The sequence below is a fragment of the Curtobacterium sp. AC268 genome (genome assembly GCF_979258745.1).
This window is the reverse complement of record NZ_OZ409878.1, coordinates 882320-901709: the sequence shown is the minus strand read 5'-3', so window position 1 is coordinate 901709 and position 19390 is coordinate 882320. Positions and strand designations below refer to the sequence as shown.

At 71.7% G+C, this 19390-nt stretch carries 18 protein-coding genes, 2 tRNA genes and 1 pseudogene; 15 read left to right on the top strand and 6 right to left on the bottom strand.

What is annotated here, in order from left to right; translation table 11 throughout:
- Positions 1 to 7: 7 nt before the first annotated feature.
- The 3 genes from ACZZ9K_RS04230 to ACZZ9K_RS04220 form a co-directional block, all read right to left on the bottom strand.
- Positions 8 to 1540: a lipopolysaccharide biosynthesis protein gene (locus ACZZ9K_RS04230; protein ID WP_463443397.1), complete on the bottom strand. Its 1533-nt coding sequence runs from the start codon at positions 1538 to 1540 to the stop codon at positions 8 to 10.
- The gene (locus tag ACZZ9K_RS04225) at positions 1537 to 2481 is read right to left on the bottom strand and encodes a beta-1,6-N-acetylglucosaminyltransferase (RefSeq protein WP_463443396.1); all 945 of its coding nucleotides are present in this window, start codon (positions 2479 to 2481) and stop codon (positions 1537 to 1539) included. Before ACZZ9K_RS04225 ends, ACZZ9K_RS04230 begins: the two co-directional genes overlap by 4 nt.
- A 113-nt stretch (positions 2482 to 2594) precedes the next feature.
- A complete protein-coding gene (locus ACZZ9K_RS04220) occupies positions 2595 to 2768 on the bottom strand; it encodes a hypothetical protein (RefSeq protein WP_155896838.1) in 174 nt (57 codons plus the stop codon).
- Between the two features lie 156 nt (positions 2769 to 2924).
- Between ACZZ9K_RS04220 and ACZZ9K_RS04215 the strand changes: the two genes are divergently transcribed.
- Positions 2925 to 4238: a glycosyltransferase family 2 protein gene (locus ACZZ9K_RS04215; protein ID WP_463443395.1), complete on the top strand. Its 1314-nt coding sequence runs from the start codon at positions 2925 to 2927 to the stop codon at positions 4236 to 4238.
- Positions 4239 to 4381: 143 nt separating this feature from the next.
- Here the strand turns inward: ACZZ9K_RS04215 and ACZZ9K_RS04210 are convergent, their stop codons facing one another.
- A complete protein-coding gene (locus tag ACZZ9K_RS04210; RefSeq protein WP_463443394.1) occupies positions 4382 to 5710 on the bottom strand; it encodes a glycosyltransferase in 1329 nt (442 codons plus the stop codon).
- 294 nt (positions 5711 to 6004) lie between these two features.
- On the opposite strand from ACZZ9K_RS04210, the gene ACZZ9K_RS04205 reads away from it, so the two are divergent.
- The 6 genes from ACZZ9K_RS04205 (at position 6005) to ACZZ9K_RS04180 (ending at position 11518) form a co-directional block, all read left to right on the top strand.
- Entirely contained in the window at positions 6005 to 7288 is a 1284-nt protein-coding gene (locus tag ACZZ9K_RS04205) for an ABC transporter substrate-binding protein (RefSeq protein ID WP_138803690.1), read from the top strand.
- Positions 7289 to 7445: 157 nt separating this feature from the next.
- Entirely contained in the window at positions 7446 to 8423 is a 978-nt protein-coding gene (locus ACZZ9K_RS04200; protein WP_463444732.1) for a carbohydrate ABC transporter permease, read from the top strand.
- 65 nt (positions 8424 to 8488) lie between these two features.
- A complete protein-coding gene (locus ACZZ9K_RS04195) occupies positions 8489 to 9331 on the top strand; it encodes a carbohydrate ABC transporter permease (RefSeq protein WP_051596808.1) in 843 nt (280 codons plus the stop codon).
- 5 nt (positions 9332 to 9336) lie between these two features.
- Positions 9337 to 9834, top strand: a complete 498-nt coding sequence (locus ACZZ9K_RS04190) for a hypothetical protein (protein ID WP_463443393.1) — start codon at positions 9337 to 9339, stop codon at positions 9832 to 9834.
- Positions 9835 to 9855: 21 nt separating this feature from the next.
- Entirely contained in the window at positions 9856 to 10872 is a 1017-nt protein-coding gene (locus ACZZ9K_RS04185; protein ID WP_463443392.1) for a LacI family DNA-binding transcriptional regulator, read from the top strand.
- A 10-nt stretch (positions 10873 to 10882) separates the two neighbouring features.
- Positions 10883 to 11518 carry an MBL fold metallo-hydrolase gene (locus ACZZ9K_RS04180; RefSeq protein WP_463443391.1) on the top strand — a complete coding sequence of 212 codons (636 nt, stop codon included), beginning with the start codon at positions 10883 to 10885 and terminating at the stop codon, positions 11516 to 11518.
- A 112-nt stretch (positions 11519 to 11630) separates the two neighbouring features.
- Here ACZZ9K_RS04180 and ACZZ9K_RS04175 read toward each other — a convergent pair whose 3' ends face one another.
- The gene (locus ACZZ9K_RS04175; protein WP_463443390.1) at positions 11631 to 12527 is read right to left on the bottom strand and encodes a DUF72 domain-containing protein; all 897 of its coding nucleotides are present in this window, start codon (positions 12525 to 12527) and stop codon (positions 11631 to 11633) included.
- 103 nt (positions 12528 to 12630) lie between these two features.
- On the opposite strand from ACZZ9K_RS04175, the gene ACZZ9K_RS04170 reads away from it, so the two are divergent.
- The 5 genes from ACZZ9K_RS04170 (at position 12631) to ACZZ9K_RS04150 (ending at position 14354) form a co-directional block, all read left to right on the top strand.
- Positions 12631 to 12706, top strand: a tRNA-Glu gene (locus tag ACZZ9K_RS04170).
- 33 nt (positions 12707 to 12739) lie between these two features.
- Positions 12740 to 12815 (top strand) — tRNA-Glu (locus tag ACZZ9K_RS04165).
- A 104-nt stretch (positions 12816 to 12919) separates the two neighbouring features.
- Positions 12920 to 13366, top strand: coding sequence for a fluoride efflux transporter FluC (locus ACZZ9K_RS04160; RefSeq protein WP_463443389.1), 447 nt, complete (start codon positions 12920 to 12922; stop codon positions 13364 to 13366).
- Positions 13363 to 13752 (top strand): fluoride efflux transporter CrcB, encoded by a 390-nt coding sequence (crcB, locus tag ACZZ9K_RS04155; RefSeq protein WP_027465909.1) that lies wholly within the window; start codon positions 13363 to 13365, stop codon positions 13750 to 13752. Before ACZZ9K_RS04160 ends, crcB begins: the two co-directional genes overlap by 4 nt.
- Complete coding sequence (locus ACZZ9K_RS04150) at positions 13749 to 14354, top strand: histidine phosphatase family protein (protein ID WP_027465908.1); 606 nt, start codon at positions 13749 to 13751, stop codon at positions 14352 to 14354. Before crcB ends, ACZZ9K_RS04150 begins: the two co-directional genes overlap by 4 nt.
- Positions 14355 to 14652: 298 nt before the next feature.
- On the opposite strand, the gene ACZZ9K_RS04145 is transcribed toward ACZZ9K_RS04150, so the two are convergent.
- A complete protein-coding gene (locus tag ACZZ9K_RS04145; protein ID WP_463443388.1) occupies positions 14653 to 15720 on the bottom strand; it encodes an FUSC family protein in 1068 nt (355 codons plus the stop codon).
- Between the two features lie 180 nt (positions 15721 to 15900).
- Between ACZZ9K_RS04145 and leuC the strand changes: the two are divergent.
- From leuC to murA, 3 genes and pseudogenes are all read left to right on the top strand, one after another.
- A pseudogene (leuC, locus tag ACZZ9K_RS04140) lies at positions 15901 to 17359 on the top strand (3-isopropylmalate dehydratase large subunit).
- Complete coding sequence (gene leuD / locus ACZZ9K_RS04135) at positions 17359 to 17955, top strand: 3-isopropylmalate dehydratase small subunit (RefSeq protein ID WP_463443387.1); 597 nt, start codon at positions 17359 to 17361, stop codon at positions 17953 to 17955. Before leuC ends, leuD begins: the two are co-directional and overlap by 1 nt.
- The gene (gene murA, locus ACZZ9K_RS04130; RefSeq protein WP_071244875.1) at positions 17955 to 19322 is read left to right on the top strand and encodes a UDP-N-acetylglucosamine 1-carboxyvinyltransferase; all 1368 of its coding nucleotides are present in this window, start codon (positions 17955 to 17957) and stop codon (positions 19320 to 19322) included. The genes leuD and murA overlap by 1 nt, the downstream gene beginning before the upstream one ends.
- Positions 19323 to 19390 lie beyond the last annotated feature (68 nt).

The window sequence follows — 19390 nt, the reverse complement described above, 5'->3', positions numbered from 1 at the left end:
CGCGGTCTCACGAGACACCACCCCTTGCGGTCTTCAGTCGGCGGAGGAACCAGGGGAGGCAGGCGACCACCCCGGCGATGCGGATCCAGTTCCAGAGGACGTCCTGCGGCAGGAGCAGGGACGCCGCGGCCACGACGAGCGCGGCGAGGGTCGTCAGGACGATCCGGGCCCCCGGTCCGCGCCACTCACGGCGGTCGGGCAGGGCCAGCAGCTGCATGGCGGCGAGGATCGCGTAGGCGACGACGGTGGCCAGGCCCGCGCCGGCGATGCCGAGCACGGGCACGAGCACGAGGTTCGCGCCGATGTTCACGGCGCCGGCGATCGCGGCGATCACCCCGACGGCGACACCGCGGCGTTCGACCAGGAGCAGGCGTCCGGTCGCACCGCTGGCGACGACGGGGAACGCGGTGATCGCGACGACGAAGACGACGACCGAGAGCTCCTGCACGCGGTACGACGCCGGGGCGAGGATCGGCAGCGCCACCGGTGACACCAGGGTCACGGCGAGCAGGACCGGTCCGAGCATCTTGTACAGCTCGTCGCGGGAGTGCATCGCGAGCTGCCGGCGGGCGACCGGGTCGCGGAGGGCGGCGAAGTGCGGCGCCCACGCCTGGTTGGTGAAGGTCAGGAGCAGGATGACGGCCGAGCCGACGACGTAGGCGATCTGGTAGCGGGCCACCTCGTCCGGGCCGAGCAGTCGCTGGACGACGATCCGGTCGCCGGCGTTCAGCACGAAGTACGACAGGTTGCCGAGGGCGATCGGGACGCCGAGGCGGAACGCCCGGGCCGTGGTCTTGCGGTCGAACAGGCCGGCGAGACGCGGGCGGGTCGCCGCGATGCCGATGACCATCGCCACGCCCTGGGCGACGACGCCGCCCCACGCGTAGGTGGTCGCGTCGGCCTGCACCCAGGTGAGGAGCCCGAGGCCGATGACCGAGCCACCGATCGAGGACAGCAGGCTCGTCACCGCGAAGACCCGGATGCGGTCCTGGGCGACGAGCAGCGCGAGGGAGATCTGCACGATGGCGGCCGGGCCGGTCCAGAGCACCGCGACGAGGAGCAGCGGGTGGTTGCCGACGAAGCCGGCGGCGTCCGCCCAGACCGGGATCGTGGTGAGCGCCGCGACGGTGACGACGATCGCGGTGATCATGCCGACGGCGAGCAGGCCGCGCGCCCGGCGGTCGTCGCCGTCCTCGGCCCGCTGCAGCACCGACGCCTGGTCGATGCCGAGCACGGCCAGCACGACGAGCGCCTGGTACAGGGCGATGGCCGAGGCGAGGACGCCGAACTCGGCCGGCGGCATGAGGTGGGCGAGCACCGGGGAGATGAGCGACGAGACGACGAGCTGCATCGACCAGACGACGACGTACAGCAGGCCGCGGCCGAACAGGACTGAGGCGCCCTTCCGCACCGCGACCGACCCGGTGTCGAGCGACTCGGGCACGGGTGCGATGGGCTCCGCGGCGAGGGGCACGGGCACGGGCGCCTCGGCCTCGCGCGCTGCGCGGGCCTCGCGGCGGGTCTGCGGGGGGAAGCTCACGGCGCGACCACCGCTGTCGCATCCTGCCGTGCCGACGCCGACGCCGTCGCCGCGCCCGCGCCCTGGCGCAGCCCGAAGGCTGCGTCCACGACGTCGAGCAGGTCAGCGCTCCGGTCGGTCGAGAACTTCCGTGCGAACAGGTGGTGCACCTCGACGTCCGCGTCGGTCCGACGCTCGAGCAGCTGCCCCGCGTCGGCGACGGTCAACCACGGCGGGCTCTTCCGCGCGGTGCCGTCCCACCCGATCCACCAGAGCGGCTGGGAGACGTGCTCGTCGGCGAACCCCGGCGTCAGCGACGGCGAGTTGAGCACCGACGGTACGAAGGTCTCGTCGGCGACCCAGGTGCGCTGCCAGAACCGGACGAGGTCGGGGCGCTGGTCGACGGTGTCCACGACGGCGGCGGCGTGCCGGCGGGCGAGGACCTTGAGCTGCGAGCCACCGGCGAAGGAGACGTTCGCCGGCACGCGGCGGGGGACCGGCAGCCGGAGCATGTGCTTCCGCCACGCCCAGTGCCGGAACCGGATGCGGGAGATGCCGCCATCACGGCCCCACGGTGCGAACGGCAGCGGGTTGACCGAGATGAACGACTCCTCGCGGTGCGCCTCGAGCAGGGCCGTGATCTCGGCGGGGTTCGCGAGCGGGTAGTCGCTGCCGGTCAGCACGGCCACGTGCGAGGCGTCGGTCTCGGCCAGGGCGGCCCGGTAGCCGGACACCTCGGCGGCGACGTTCTCCCAGCGCGCCCAGCCGGTCCGGATGCGGGGGAGGATCCGGACACGATCCGGCAGTCCGTCGGTCATGGCGCGGAACACCGTCTCGGGGGTGCGCGCGTCGCAGTGCAGGAACACCGGGAACGGGTCGAGCGCCTCGACGAGTCGGCGCACGTGTGCCGGGTCCTCGTGGGCGAGGACGATGCACGCGGGGACCGCGGGGGAGATGGCCATGGACGCGACGCTAACCGCGCCGTTCCGGGGCCGACAAGGCGACCCGTGCCCGTCTGCGGGGAAGCGGCGGTTTCCCGCACCGCCCCCGATCGATCAGTGCCCGGAAGGCCTGATCAGCGCTTCTTGCGGAACTTCTGGCAGTCGCAGAGGGCGCAGTCCGTGCCCGGACGGTAGTGCTCGTGGGCGTCCTGCACGTGGCCGCAGACGCAGGTCACAGAGTCGACCACGAAGACGCTCTGTTCCGAGGGGAGCACGGCGCCGAGCTCGTCGGTGGGGCCCATCGACATGCGTCCTCCTCGTGCCCGGCGTGCTGCCACCGAGTCGTCCTCACGATCCTACCGTCCGGGGCGTGTGCTGGCGGCAAACCGCAAGTCGGACGACCGTCGCCGCAACCGCGGGCAGCCGCCGTTGACCCCGCAGCAGCCCCACCGGAGCATCGGACCATGACCGACCAGCAGGCCACCACCACCCGCGTGCTCACGCTCACGCCCGCGATGCCGTCCCCGGACGTGCCCGCCTGGGCCGGCGCGGCCTGGGTCGGCGCCGTCGACCGACAGGAGGCGCTCGCCGCGTCCGCCGTCGAACTCGCCGGCGCCACCGGCTTCCGCCGCGCCCGCCTGCTCGTCCGTGACGGACGCGAGATCGCCGGGTTCGTCGACGTCGGCGTCGACGCGGACGGCGGCGTGGACCCGGCCGAGCTGGGACCGGCCCTGCGCGCCCTGCGCACCACGGGCCTCCCGGCCGCCACCGCGGGGACGCCGGTCGGACGCGTCTCCGTCGTCATCGGGACCCGCGACCGGCCCGAGGACCTGCGCCGCTGCGTGCGCTCGGTGCTCGCGTCCGAGCACGACGACTTCGAGGTGCTGGTCGTCGACAACGCGCCCACCACCACCGCCACCCGCGACGTGGTCACGTCGCTCGCGGACCCGCGCCTGCGGTACGTCCTGGAGGCCCGACCCGGCGTCTCGCGGGCACGGAACGCCGGACTCGCCCTCGCGTCCGGGGCCGTGGTCGCCTTCGTCGACGACGACGTGGTCGTCGACCGGCACTGGCTCGCAGCGCTCGCCGACGCGTACGCCCGCGACGCGGACGTCGTCTGCGTGACCGGCCTCGTGCCCAGCGGCGAACTCCGGACCCCCACGCAGCGGTACTTCGACGAGCGCGTGACCTGGGCGCGCAACACCGACCGCCGGGTGTTCCGCACGTCGGCGCCGCCGGCGGACCTGCCGCTGTTCCCGTTCTCCGTCGGCGCGTTCGGCACCGGTGCCAACATGTCGCTCCGCCGTTCGGCCGCGCTCGCCCTGGGCGGGTTCGACGTCGCACTCGGCCCGGGCACCCTGGCCCGCGCCGGCGAGGACCCCGACCTGTTCACCCGGGTGCTGTTCTCCGGCGGCGCGCTCGCGGTGGAGCCCTCGGCCGTCGTCTGGCACAAGCACCGGCCGGACCGTGCGGCGCTGCGCTCACAGGCGCTCGGCTACGGCACCGGCCTCGGTGCGTGGGTCGCGAAGCTCATGCTGCGACCGCGCACCGCACTGGCCGTGCTCCGTCGGGCGGTCGGGGCGCTGCGGCAGCTCGGGGCGCTCGGACAGGGCACCGGCGCCGATGCGGACCAGGTGTCCGCCGCGGTGGACGCCGTCGGCGGGTGGCCCGTCGACGACGCGTTCCGCGAGGCGACGGCCGGCCTCAAGCGCGTCGAGCTCGTGGCGGCGCTGGGCGGACCGTGGCGCTACGTCGTCGGGCGGTCGCGGCGCGGGTGACCGCGGCGCGGGTGGCCGCGCTCCGCGTGCACGGCACGCACCGCGTGCACTGCTCCACCGCACGCACCGGAACGGACGGGAGGCCCGTGGCGACGCTGCCACGGGCCTCCCGTCCGTTCCGGTGCGGACGTCTGCTGCTCCGCCTACGGACGGAAGCGGCCCTCCTCGACCTCGCGCCAGAACTGACGGCTGCGGAAGTAGGCAGCCGGGCCCGCCGGGAAGCCGCGGAACTCGTGGTACGCCAGCGAGCGCGGGATCCGGGTCGTGGAGGCCTCGGTGATGCTCTCGGCCGCGGCGTCACGCCGGCCGGCCAGTCGTGACACGAGCTGCTTCAGCTTGATCTTGCCGGCGCGGGGCATCAGCCGCGCGAGCACGATCGCGTGCCGGCGGTCCTTCGCGATGAGCTCGCACATCAGCGCCGTGAACCCGACGCCGTTCGAGTGGAGCTGCCCGTGCAGCCCGGCGAGGTCCTGCCGGTGCCGGTGGTGCACGACCGCGCGGGGTTCGAAGCCGATCCGGCCACCGCTCCACAGGATGTCGATGAAGATCGCCAGGTCCTCGCCACCGCGGGCGGGCACACCGGCCCCGAGCACGGGGTCGAACCCGCCGACGGCGTCGAACGCCGACCGTCGGACCGCCCAGTTCGCGCCGGCGCCGTAGCCGCCGATGCCGTACACGGCGAAGTGCTTCTGCACCGAGCCGTCGGGGCGGACGGCCCGGGCCTGCGCGTGACGCATGACCCCGGGGACGTCGTCCGGCACGATGGTCACCGGCTGGAAGGTGCGCTCGCCGCTGAAGCCGCCGTAGTACGCCTCGTACCAGATCTGCGCGGGGGTCTCGAGTTCGACGGGCAGGATCATCCCGGTGACCGCGGCGACCTCGGGCTCGCGGACGAAGCGCGTGCCGATGGACCGGAGCCACTGTGCGTCCACCCGGACGTCGTCGTCGGTGAACGCGATGATCTCGCCGTGCGCCGCGGCGACCCCGGCGTTGCGACCGGCGGAGCAGCCCGGACGGCGTTCGGTGACCAGCCGGACGTCGCGGCCCTCGAGCAGCCCGGGCAGGGCGTCGACCTCGGGCAGCTTCACGCGGTTGTCGACGAGGATGACCTCGTACCGCGGGTAGTCGAGGTGCTCGAGGAAGTCGAGCAGCTTCCGGATGTCCTCGACCCGGGTGACGATGGTCGACACGACGATCGAGATGAGCGGGAGGTCGAGGTCGGGGATCGGGGTCTGGGACGCACCGGAGGTCCGGGCGAGGCCGTCCACCAGGGGTGCGATCGCGCGGGCGGCGTCGGCCGGGTCCGCGGTGAGCAGCACGTCGAGGGTGGTGACGGGGAAACCGTCGCGGTAGCCGACGACGAGCGCGGAGGACCCCGACTCGTCGGCGACCAGGCGCGGCAGCGGAGCGTCGAGGTCGACGCTGACGACCCGACGGGGGCCGGGCACGGTGACGGAGGAGTGCAGGGTCATGGTCGGGACGCTACGACCGCCCGCGGTGTCCGGACAACGGACCGGACCAGCAGTAGCGGGGTTCGTGCGGGGTTCCGCAGCGCGGTGCGTGTGCCCCCGACGGGGGTGAGCGCTCACCCAGGAAGCCACGGGAACCTCATGGGTCACGCTCAGGTCACGGAACCGATGCAACCGGTTGCGCTCCCGCTGGACCGGGCGTAGCTTCCTCCACCAGCAGGCAGCGGCGCTTGCTCCAGGGCCGTGTCGTCGAACCCGGTCGATGCCCCCTGGTGATCTCAACGAGGAGACAACGCTGTGAAGACAACACGCTCAAGGGTGCGGTTCGCATCCGTTGCCGGGGTCGCCGTCATCGGCCTCGTGCTCACCGGCTGCTCGAGCGGGAGCTCCGGCGCCGGCTCGGACGACGCCAAGAGCGGCCAGGACAGCCGCGGACCCATCACCTACGTGCAGGGCAAGGACAACTCGAACGTCGTCCGCCCGCTCATCGCGAAGTGGAACAAGGCCCACCCGGACGAGAAGGTCACCTTCAAGGAACAGTCCGACCAGGCCGACCAGCAGCACGACGACCTCGTGCAGCACTTCCAGGCGAAGGACGAGAACTACGACGTCGTCGACGTGGACGTCGTCTGGACCGCCGAGTTCGCCGCGAAGAGCTGGCTGACGCCGCTGACCGGCGACATGAAGCTCGACACCTCGAAGCTCCTGCCGTCGACGGTGAAGACCGCCACCTACAACGACACCCTCTACGCCGCACCGCAGACCTCGGACGGCGCGCTGCTCTACTACCGCAAGGACCTCGTCAAGACGCCTCCGACCACGTGGAAGGAGATGATGGACGACTGCAAGATCGCGAAGGACGCCGGCATCGGTTGCTACGCGGGGCAGTTCGCGAAGTACGAGGGACTGACGGTGAACGCCTCCGAGGCGATCAACGGCTCCGGCGGTTCGGTGCTCGGCAGCGACGGCGCGCCCGACGTCGACACCGACAAGGCGAAGGCCGGCCTGCAGAACCTGGTGGACGCGTTCGAGGACGGGAACATCCCGGCCGAGGCGATCACGTACCAGGAGGAGCAGGGCCGCACCGCGTTCGAAGCCGGCAAGCTCCTGTTCCTGCGCAACTGGCCGTACGTCTACAGCCTCGCCAAGACCGACGGCTCGTCGAAGGTCAAGGACACCTTCGGCATCGCGCCGATCCCCGGTGCCGACGGCGTCGGTGCCTCCACGCTCGGTGGGCACAACGCGGCGATCAGCGTGTACTCGAAGCACAAGGCCACCGCGCACGACTTCCTCGAGTTCCTGACCTCGGACGAGACGCAGAAGTTCTTCGCGACCCAGGGCTCGCTCGCCCCGGTCGTCGGTGATCTGTACACCGACCCCGAGCTGACGAAGGAGCTGCCCTACCTGCCGACGCTGCTCAAGTCGATCGAGTCGGCGGAGCCGCGCCCGGTCACGCCGTTCTACCCGGCGGTGACGAAGGCGATCCAGGACAACACCTACGCGGCGCTCAAGGGATCGAAGTCGGTCGACGAAGCCATGAAGGACATGCAGGACGCCCTGAAGTCGGCGACCAGCAGCTGACACACAGCGGCTCACGCCGCGTCGGACGGGAGGCCCGTGGCGGGTCCGCCACGGGCCTCCCGCCCGCCCATTACTTGCGTTCCGACACCCCCGGCAAGGAGGCCGACACGTGTCAGCAGCAACCGAGATCCCCGCAGCCATCCCCAACCCGACGGGCATGGAACCGAAGCGCCGACGGCGCAAGGGCGGACTCAACGCCGAGCACGGCCGCTGGGCCGTGTACCTCATCGGCCCGACGATCCTGCTCCTCGCGATCGTCATCGGCTACCCGGTCGTCAGTGCGATCATCCAGTCGTTCCAGCTCGACCAGGGCCTCGACAAGGCCACCGGCCTGTTCGTGCAGGGCGGGTTCGCCGGCATCACGAACTACGCGCACTGGCTCGGCCAGCAGTGCGGCAACGTCACGTGCCCGCCCGGCAGCCTCGGTTCCCAGTTCTGGGTGTCGATGGGCAACACGTTCTTCTTCACCGTCGTCACCGTGCTCGCCGAGACGGTCATCGGCGTGTGGATGGCCATCATCATGAACCGCAACTTCAAGGGCCGCGCGCTCGTGCGTGCCGCGATCCTGGTGCCGTGGGCGATCCCGACGGCCGTCACGGCGAAGCTCTGGTACTTCATCTTCGACGCGAACGGCGTGCTGAACCAGGTCCTCGGGCAGCAGATCCTGTGGACGAGCGGCGAGTGGGCGTCCCGGTGGGCGGTCATCATCGCCGACACCTGGAAGACCACGCCGTTCATGGCGCTGCTCATCCTGGCGGGGCTGCAGCTGATCCCGGAGGAGGTCTACGAGGCCGGCAAGATGGACGGCGCCTCGACGTTCCAGCGCTTCGTGCTCATCACCCTGCCGCTCATCAAGCCCGCGCTGATGGTCGCGATCCTGTTCCGCGTGCTCGACGCGCTGCGCATGTACGACCTGCCCGCGATCCTCACCGGCGGCGGCGGTGGTTCCGGCAACGCCACCACGACCCTGTCGATCCTGGTCGTCGAACAGATCCGGCAGGGCTTCAACTCCGCGTCGGCGCTGTCGACCATCACCTTCCTGGTGATCTTCATCGTGGCGTTCGTCTTCGTCCGGTTCCTCGGCGCCAACGTCGTCCAGACGCAGGCCGCCCAGCAGAAGGGTGAACTCAAGTGACCCTCGCAGCAGACCGCCCCCGGTCCTCCGCAGCAGCACGCGACCGCGCCGTCGACCGCACCGAGGTGCGCGTGCGCCGCGACACCGGGCCGCGCATCCGCACGGCCGTGCAGGCGATCGTCATCGCCGTGTGGTGCCTCCTGCCGTTCTACTGGATGGTGGTGACGAGCTTCCGCGACGTCGGGTTCACGTTCGATGCCACCCCGTGGCCGACGCACGTCACGCTCGACAACTACGCGACGGCGTTCTCCACGTCGCTCGGCAACCACCTCGGTCGGGCGCTCGCCAACAGCCTGCTCATCGGTGGGGTCGTGACGATCATCGCCCTGCTCGTCGGCACCACGGCGGCGTACGCCCTCGCCCGGCTCGAGTTCCGCGGCAAGTCGCTCATCGCCGGCGCGATCCTGGCCGCGTCGATGTTCCCCGGCGTCGCCCTCATCTCGCCGCTGTTCCAGCTGTTCACCGACATCGGGTGGATGGGGTCGTACCAGGCGCTCATCCTGCCGAGCATCTCGTTCGTGCTGCCGCTGACCGTGTACACGCTCGCGTCGTTCTTCCGCGAGATGCCGTGGGACCTGGAAGAAGCAGCCCGCATCGACGGGTGCACCCGGGTGCAGGCGTTCCGGCGGATCATCCTGCCGCTCGCGGCGCCCGCGGTGTTCACCACGGCGATCCTGGCGTTCATCTCGAGCTGGAACGAGTACCTCATCTCGTCGCAGCTGTCGAGCGACGCGACCCAGCCGGTGACCGTGGCGATCGCCTCGTTCGCCGGGTCGCAGCCGCACCAGGAGCCCTACACGGCGGTGATGGCCGCCGGCACGATCGTCACGATCCCGCTCGTGGTCCTCGTCCTGATCTTCCAGCGGCGCATCGTGGCGGGGCTCACCGCCGGCGGCGTGAAGGGCTGACGACCATGGCACAGCGCGGACCCACCCGTCCCACCGCCCGCATCGAGGAGGCGATCGGCTTCGTCGGGATGTTCGGCGTCCTGTTCCTCGGCGTGACGGTGTTCTGCGAGCTCACCGGGCGACCGGCGCTCGGCTGGGCGCTCACCCTGCTCGTGTGCGTGCTCGGCGTCGTCGCCCTGGACCGGTGGCGGGTCGCCGTCCTCCGCCGGAGGGCACCGCAGGACGGCACGGGTGCGTCCGTGCCCCGGGGCGTCGGTGCTGCGCCCGCGGTGGCCCCGGTGCACACGTCGGTCACCGACCCCACCGGTCGCAGGCCCCGACCCGGCGCGGACGGACGGGTGCACGAGCACGCCGGCTGGGACGAGGTCGCACCGGCTGCGCGACGGCCGGCGCGCACCGCACGGGTACCGGAACGCCGGGCGGACCGCGGCGTGCCCGCGGTGGCGGCCCGACGCCGTGGACCCGACGCACCGGCGGACGTGACGCACGGCACGGACGGCTGACGGGCCTCCCGGGTCGCACCGATGGGGATCCAGGAGATCGCGACCGTCACGGGGCTGTCGAAGTCCACCGTGTCGCGGGCGCTCCGCGGCATGTCGAACGTGGCCGACACCACGATCGAGCAGGTGCAGCGGGTCGCCGACGAACTCGGGTACGTCCCGAGCTCGGCGGCGGCCGGCCTCGCCACCGGTCGTCAGCGCGCCGTCGGGGTGGTCGTGCCCGTCATCGACCGCTGGTTCTACGTCAAGGCGCTCGGCGGTGTCGACGCGGAGCTCCGCCAGGCCGGGTACGACCTGGTCCTCTACAACCTCGGCGGCCCGGGCGGCGACCGCGACCGGGCGTTCCGGCGCTCGATGCTGCGGCACCGCGTCGACGGGCTCGTCCTGCTCTCCCTGGTGCTCGACGCCACCGAACGGGCCGAGCTCGAACTCAGTCGGCACCCCATCGTCGTCATCGGCGGCCCGGCACCTGGCCTGCGGAACGTGGGCGTGGACGACCGCGAGGTCACCCGGATCGCGGTCGAGCACCTGCACGGCCTCGGCCACCGGCGTATCGCCTACGTCGGCGGGCAGGACGAGGCCGGCATGAACGTCGCCGTGCCGCACCTGCGGCGGGACGGGTTCCTCGACGCCGTGCGGTCGTCGGGACAGGCCGTACCGGGACGGTGGTCGCTCGACGGCCGGTTCTCGTTCGCCGGCGGGACCGCCGCCGGGGCCGTGCTGTTCGCCGAGCCCGCACCGGAACGACCCACGGCGGTGCTCTGCGCCTCGGACGAGATGGCCCTCGGTGTCCTGCTCGCCGCACGCCGAGCCGGCCTCGCGGTCCCGGAGGACGTGTCCGTGATGGGGGTCGACGGCCACGAGTACGGCGCCACCGTCGGACTCACCACCGTCGCGCAGGACCCGGTGGCGCAGGGACGGACCGCTGCCCGGGCGGTGCTCGCCGAGGTCGACGGCGGTGTCGCCGGCCCGATCGCGGCGGCACCCGCGCACCTGGTCGTCCGCGCGACCACGGGGCCCCGCCCGCACGGTGCCGCGTAGGGTCGCCCGCATGGAGGTCACCAAACTCGAACACGCCTGCCAGGTCATCGCCGAGGGGGACGCCCGCCTGGTCCTCGACCCGGGGAACTTCACCCGACCGGTCGACGCGACCGGGGTCGTCGCCGTCGTCGTCACGCACGAGCACCCGGACCACGTCACCCCCGAGCAGGTCCGGCGCATCCTCGACGCCAACCCCCGTGCCGTCGTCATCGGACCGGAGGGGGTCCGCGCGGCGCTCGCCGAGGCGGGTGTCACCGTGGACGTCGTCACGGACGGTGACCACCGGACGGTCGGCCCGTTCACGCTCACCTTCCACGGCACGCGGCACCAGCTGATCCACTCGTCCGTGCCGATCGTCGACAACACCGGCGTGCTCGTGAACGGCCGGCTGTTCCACCCGGGCGACTCCTACACGGACCCGGGCGTCCCGGTCGAGGTCCTCGCGGCACCCGTCGGGGCGCCGTGGCTCAAGGTCGCCGAGATGATGGACTACGTCGCCGCGATCGCTCCGTCCCGCGCGTACCCGATCCACGAGGCCACCCTGTCCGAGGTCGGGCTCGGCATGCACACGGGGCGGCTCCGCGAGGCCGTCGAGCCCACCGGTTCGCTCGTCGTGCTGCGTCCGGGGGAGTCCCTCACGCTCTAGGGCTGCGCTGCGCTGCGCTGCCTGGAGGCCCGTGGCGGCGCCGCCACGGGCCTCCTGTCCGCATCGTGTGCAGGAACGGTCGGGTCCGTGCGCCCGAGGCGACCATTTCTGCTCACGAAGCGCGGCGCAGTCGCGCCGCGACCAGGCGGTCGAGCGTCAGGGCGTCCCACGGAGCGTGCCGCTCGGCGTCGTTGTCGAGGTACACGTAGACGTCACGGCCGGCCTCTGCGTGCTCGAGGACCGTCGTCGCCCACCCGCCGAGCGCCCGGGGCGAGTACCCGTCGTGGTAGGTCCGGGGCGCGCCGTGCAACCGGAGGTAGGCGAGCGGTGCCCCGGTGTCCGCCCGGAAGCGGGGGAAGTCGCCGGCGTGCGAGTCGACCAGGGCGACGCGGTGCCGGCGGAGCACGTCGAGGTGCTCGTCGCCGAAGCCGGCTGCCCGGACCTCGAGCGCGTGGTGGATCGACCTCGCCGGGTCCTCCGGCTCCACGAGACCGTCCGGTCCGCCGGGGACCTTGTCGTCGTGGTGGCGTGCGCGCTCGGCGGCCGCCCCGTGCGTCCGGGGGAGCACCCGGAGGAACGCGTCGAGCACCTCCGGCGTCGGCAGCAGGCGCTCGGGCAGCTGCCAGAGCACCGGCCCGAGGGTGTCCCCGAGCTCGAGCGGACCCGAGGCGAAGAAGTTCGCCAGCGCGGTCTCGACGTTCCGCAGCCGCAGCATGTGCGTGACGTACCGGCCGCCCTTGACCGCGAACCGGAACGGCTGCCCGCCCGAGGCCGCACGCCACGCCCGGTAGCGCGCCGGACGCTGCAGCGAGTAGAAGGATCCGTTCAGCTCCACCGTCGGGAACCGCGACGCCACGTGCTCGAGCCACCGCCGCTTCGCGAGGCCCTCGGGGTAGAAGTCCCCACGCCAACCGTCGTACTGCCACCCGGACAGGCCGATCCGGACCGTGGCCGAGGGGCTGCCGCCGACGTGACGAGGCGCTGCGATCGCGTCGTCGTCGGCCGTCATCGACCCACCGTATGCCTGCTCCGACATGGCGGCACACCCGGGCGACACGCCCCGTTTTGGTGCGGATGCGGGCCTTGTGCAATACTTGTCGAGTTGTCGGAACGGCCCCATCGTATAGCGGCCTAGTACGCTGCCCTCTCACGGCGGTAACGCGGGTTCGAATCCCGCTGGGGTCACCACAGGTGACATGCTCCGAGTCCGACAACAGCCGCGGCCCCATCGTATAGCGGCCTAGTACGCTGCCCTCTCACGGCGGTAACGCGGGTTCGAATCCCGCTGGGGTCACCAGCACGCAAACCCCCGTCCAGCTCCGGCTCGGCGGGGGTTTCGTCGTCTCGGCTAGCCTGGATCGTCCCCGTCGTCCGGGGAGAACGCCTCGCGACGGGAGCACGATGCACGCCGAACGCCCACCGCACCTGCGCTGGAGGCTCGTCGCCCTCGTCGCCCTCGGCGGCGCGATCGGGACGGCCGTCCGCGCACTCCTCGCCGCGGTGTTCCCCGCGCACGACGGGATCAGCTGGACCATCCTCGCGATCAACGTCGTCGGGGCGTTCTGCCTCGGGTTCCTGCTCGACGCGCTCGCGCGCCGCGGCCCGGACGTGGGTCGTCGTCGCGCGGTCCGGCTGTTCGTCGGCACCGGCGTCCTCGGCGGTTTCACGACCTACAGCACGCTCGCGGACGACACCGCGCAGTTGCTCGACCTCGGCCGCTGGACGGCGGGCGGCGGGTACCCCCTGCTGTCGGTCGTGCTCGGACTCGTCGCGGTCGTCGTCGGTCTGTGGGTCGCCGCGGCCACCCGGCCCCGCACCCGCCCCGAGCCGCTGCGGGACGCCCGATGAGCCCGGTCGAACTGGTCCTGGTGGCCGTCGGCGGGGGAGCCGGCGCCGCCCTGCGCTTCGTACTCGACGGCGTCGTCAAGGGCCGCCTCGCCGGTTCCCGGTTCGCCGGGTTCCCGGTCGGGACCCTGCTCATCAACGTGTCCGGATCGCTCGTGCTCGGGGTCCTGACGGGCCTCGGGCAGGCGGGCGCCGTCCCCGCCTCGACGGTCGCTGTGCTCGGGACGGGCATGATGGGTGGGTACACGACGTTCTCGACGGCGAGCGTCGAGACCGTACAGCTCCTCCGATCCGGCAAGACCCGGCTCGCCGTCCTGAACGGCCTCGGGATGCTCGTCGTCTCGGTCGGCGCAGCTGCGCTCGGCCTCTGGATCGGAAGGAACTCATGACCTCGGAACGCCCCGGCGAACTCGTCCTCGTCCGTCACGGAGAGACGGAGTGGTCGAAGAGCGGGCAGCACACCGGCCGCACCGACATCCCGCTCACCGACAACGGTGTCGAGCAGGCGAAGCGCGCGGGCCGGTACCTCGGGGACCGGTCGTTCGCGCTGGCGCTGTCGAGCCCGCTGCAGCGCGCCCGCGACACCGCGCACCTGATCGGCGTCGAGCCGGAGCTCGACGAGGACCTGTACGAGTGGGACTACGGCGCGTACGAGGGCCTCACCACCCCGCAGATCAAGGTGCTGCGCCACGGACCGTGGGACCTCTGGACCGACGGGGTCCCCGCCGGCGACACCCCCGGTGAGAACGCCGCCGAGGTCCGCGTCCGCGTCGAGCGCATCCTGAACCGTGCCCGACCGGTGCTCGCTGAGGGGCACGACGCCGTGTTCATCGCCCACGGCCACGTGCTGCGGGCACTCGGTGCTGCATGGATCCGGCTCGCGCCGCAGGACGGCGCCGTGCTGAAGCTCGGCACCGCCTCGGTCAGCATCCTCGGCTACGAGCACGGCCGCCCCGTCATCGACGCCTGGAACATCCAGCCGCGCGACTGACGCGGGGTGGGTCCGACGGGTCGCGAAAGCGACGGGCGCGGTGGTCGCGACCACGGACGGACGGGAGGCCCGTGGCGGCGCCGCCACGGGCCTCCCGTCCGCTGTCTGCGCCCGTTCCTTCCCCTGTCACGCGCGATGGCAGGTGGAATCGGGCGTTCCCGGTCGAAAGGAACGAGCAGGTACGCCCGGTTCGATCAGGTACGCCCGGTTCGACCCGGTACGCCCGGTTCGATCAGGTACGCCCGGGTCGACCAGGTACGCCCGATTCGACCCGGTACGCCCGGAACGACCGGGCGCGTCAGACGGTCCGGATCGCGCTCGTCGCACCCAGGGCACGCCCGCGCCGGCGTTCGATCGCACGCCCGACGAGCAGCAGCCCCACGCTGACCACGGCACCGAGCACGGTCTGCGCGATGCGGTCGAGCGCCAGCAGCTGGGGTGCCTCGGGCAGGCTCAACCACGACACCGCCAGGGCGAGCGGGGTGAGGAACAGCAGGCACACGGCGTAGTTCCGGGCGACGAAGATCTCTGCGAAGAACTGCCCGACGACGGCCAGCACGACGATCCACCAGGCCGACGGCTCGAGCAGCAGGATGCCGACCGCGATGACCGTGCCGCCGATCGTGCCGACCACACGCTGCCCGGCGCGGACCACGGTGTGCCGCTGGCGGATCGCCGGCAGGGTCGAGACCACCGCGATGACCGCCCAGTAGGGGTGCCCGAGCCCGGGGATCGACTCCGCGACGGCCCCGGCGACGAGTGACCCGACGACGTTGAGCGCGACGGTCTCCCACAGCGCCGGTGTCCCGAGGACCGCGAGCGACCGGTGCTTGCGGTCGGCCAGTGGGCGGAACCGGTGCGGGGCGTGCGGGTGGAACACCCGGCGGAGCACCGCACCGGACATCGCGACGAGCCAGGCCCAGACCACCGAGCAGACGATGATCGTCGTGACGAGCGGGACGTCCATCGGGCGCATCGGCACGAGTGCGGACACGACGAACGCGAACACCGGGAAGATCGGCTGCGCGGGGATCGCCCGGAGCGTGGAGAGGGTGCAGACCGCGACCACCAGGACGACGACGAGACCCACGGCCTGCAGCCAGAGCGGCGACCCGACGAGCCCGACCCCGATGCCGGCGAACATGCAGAGCGCCTGCAGTGCGCCCGCGACACCGGTGGTGACGGCGCGCTGCCGGTAGGGCTCGGTCGCACCGAAGATGGCGGTGAACCCGGCGAACATGGCGAAGGCGGCGTACCCCGGCATGCCGAGGGCGATGAGCAGCGCGAGCGGTGCGCCACCGGCGATCGCGGCGCGTGCCGCGCCCTCGAGGTTGATGGTCCGGGTCGAGTGCGCAGGTGTCGTCATGTCGTCACCATCCTCCCACCGCGACGGGTGTCGGGGAGTCGCCACGGGCCTCCAGGCTGTGTCGCCACGGGGTGACGGACCTGCGACGGGCGGGGTCCCGCGTGTTGGTATACCAATGGTAGAGTCGCGTGATCGGGCCGCGGTCGCGGCGCAACGACGAGGACGAGGAGGGCTGAGCTCATGGGAAAGACGCTCGCCGAGAAGGTGTGGGACGACCACGTCGTGGTCAAGGGCGAGGACGGCAACCCCGACCTCCTCTACATCGACCTCCACCTCGTGCACGAGGTGACGAGTCCACAGGCGTTCGACGGTCTGCGGCAGGCCGGTCGACCGGTGCGTCGCCTCGACCTGACGATCGCGACCGAGGACCACAACACCCCGACGCTCGCCATCGACCGCCCCATCGCGGACCCGACGAGCCGGATCCAGATCGAGACCCTCCGTCGCAACTGCGAGGAGTTCGGCGTCCGGCTGCACTCCCTGGGCGACAAGGAGCAGGGCATCGTCCACGTGGTCGGTCCGCAGCTCGGCCTGACCATGCCCGGCATCACCGTGGTCTGCGGCGACTCGCACACCAGCACCCACGGGGCCTTCGGCGCGATGGCGTTCGGCATCGGCACGTCCGAGGTCGAGCACGTCCTCGCCACGCAGACCCTGCCGCTCAAGCCGTTCAAGACGATGGCGATCACGGTCGAGGGGACGCTGCGCCCCGGCGTCACCGCGAAGGACATCATCCTGGCCGTGATCGCGAAGATCGGAACCGGCGGCGGGCAGGGCTACGTGCTCGAGTACCGCGGCTCCGCGATCCGCGCCCTCTCGATGGAGGGCCGCATGACGATCTGCAACATGTCGATCGAGGCCGGTGCCCGCGCGGGCATGGTCGCCCCCGACCAGACCACCTACGACTACGTGCAGGGCCGTGACCACGCGCCCACCGGTCAGGACTGGGACGACGCCGTCGCCTACTGGGAGACCCTCGCCACCGACGACGACGCCGTCTTCGACGCCGAGGTGTTCATCGACGCGGACGATCTCGAGCCCTTCGTCACCTGGGGCACGAACCCCGGCCAGGGCGTCTCGCTGTCCGAGAGCGTGCCTGACCCGGCCGCCTACAGCGACCCCAACGACCAGGCCGCCGCCCGCCGTGCCCTGGAGTACATGGACATCACCGCCGGCACCCCGATGAAGGACATCGCCGTCGACGCGGTGTTCATGGGCTCGTGCACGAACTCGCGCATCGAGGACCTGCGGGCATTCGCGTCGATCATCAAGGGCCGCACCAAGGCCGACGGCGTCCGGGTGATGGTCGTGCCCGGCTCCGCGCGGGTCCGGCTCGAAGCCGAAGCCGAGGGGCTCGACAAGGTGTTCACCGAGTTCGGTGCCGAGTGGCGGTTCGCCGGCTGCTCGATGTGCCTCGGGATGAACCCGGACCAGCTGGCACCGGGGGAGGCGCTGCGCGAGCACCTCGAACCGCAACTTCGAGGGTCGCCAGGGCAAGGGTGGCCGCACGCACCTGGTGTCGCCGCTCGTCGCCGCGGCCACCGCGGTGCGCGGCACGCTGTCCAGCCCGTGGGACCTGGAGACCGACGACGAGATCGCGGCGGCGACGTCCGCCACCGCCACCGAGGGGACCTTCTGATGGACAAGATCACCACCGTCTCCGGCATCGCCGCGCCGCTCAAGCGGTCGAACGTCGACACCGACCAGATCATCCCCGCGGTCTACCTGAAGCGCGTCACCAAGACCGGCTTCGAGGACGCCCTGTTCGCCGGGTGGCGGCAGGACCCCGACTTCGTGCTGAACCAGGAGCGCTACCAGGGCGCCCGTGTGCTCGTCGCCGGTCCCGACTTCGGCACCGGATCGTCCCGCGAGCACGCCGTCTGGGCGCTCCGTGACTTCGGCTTCACGGTGGTCGTCTCGCCCCGTTTCGCGGACATCTTCAAGGGCAACGCCGGCAAGCAGGGCCTGGTCACCGCGATCGTGACCGAACCGGAGGTCGAGCGCCTGTGGGCCGCCATCGAGGCGAACCCGGGCATCGAGGCGACGGTCGACCTCCAGACGCAGCGCGTGTCGCTGGGGGATGTGGACGTCCCCTTCGAGATCGACGCTTACACTCGTTGGCGGTTGATGGAAGGGCTCGACGACATCGGGCTCACCCTCCGTGACGAGACCTCGATCACGGAGTTCGAATCCCGCCGCTCCAGTTGGCGGCCGAAGACATTGCCGGTGAAGTAGTGAACTCTCTCGTACAGGACGCAGCGGCCGCAGGGGCGCGCGTGGGCCTCAAGTCGGACGAGATCGTCATCCGCGGGGGCAAGCCGCTCGTGGGACGCATCGAGGTCCGTGGGGCGAAGAACCTCGCGACCAAGGCCATGGTGGCGTCGCTGCTCGGTGACACCCCGTCGATCCTCCGTGACGTGCCGGACATCTCCGACGTCAAGGTGGTCCGCGGGCTGCTCGAGGTGCACGGCGTGCGCATCACCGATCCTGCACGAGGCGAACTCATCCTCGACCCGTCGCGGGTCGAGTCGGCGCACTTCGCCGAGATCGACGCGCACGCCGGCTCGAGCCGCATCCCGATCCTGTTCTGCGGTCCGCTGCTGCACAAGCTCGGCGAGGCGTTCATCCCCGACCTCGGCGGATGCCGCATCGGTGACCGCCCGATCGACTTCCACCTCGACGCCCTCCGCGCCATGGGTGCGGTCGTCGACAAGCAGGTCAACGGCATCCACCTGACGGCCCCGGACGGCCTGAAGGGCGCCTCGATCGAGCTGCCCTACCCGAGCGTCGGCGCCACCGAGCAGGTCCTGCTCTCGGCGACCCTCGCGAAGGGCGTCACGGAGCTGCGGAACGCCGCGATCGAGCCCGAGATCATGGACCTCATCGCGATCCTGCAGAAGATGGGCGCCATCGTCTCGGTCGAGCCGAACCGCGTCATCTTCATCGAAGGGGTGGAGTCGCTCCGCGGCTACACGCACCGCGCGATCAACGACCGCAACGAGGCCGCGAGCTGGGCCTCCGCCGCGCTCGCCACCAACGGCGACATCTTCGTCGAGGGCGCGAACCAGCAGGAGCTCATGACGTTCCTCAACGTCTTCCGCAAGGTCGGCGGCGGGTTCGACATCCAGGAGGACGGCATCCGGTTCTACCGCGAGCTGGACACCCTGAAGCCCGTCGTCATCGAGACCGACGTGCACCCCGGCTTCATGACGGACTGGCAGCAGCCGCTCGTCGTCGCACTGACCCAGGCCGAGGGCCAGAGCATCGTGCACGAGACCGTCTACGAGAACCGCTTCGGCTTCACCGACGCGCTGAACGAGATGGGTGCCGACATCGTCGTGCACAAGGAGGGGCTGCCCGGCCACGACCGCCGCGTCGCCCGCCGCCCGTTCGAGCAGGCCGCCGTCATCACCGGTCCGACGAAGCTGCACGCCGCCAACGTCCGCGTCCCCGACCTGCGCGGCGGGTTCAGCCACCTCATCGCGGCGCTGACCGCCGACGGCGAGTCGCACATCACCAACGTCGGCATCATCAGCCGCGGCTACGAGCACTTCATCCCGAAGCTGCGCAAGCTCGGCGCCGACTTCGACTTCGCCGGGTAGGCACAGTGCCGGCAGAAGCGAGAGGCGACGGTCTGGAGGCCCGTGGCAGCTCCGACGCGCAGGTCACG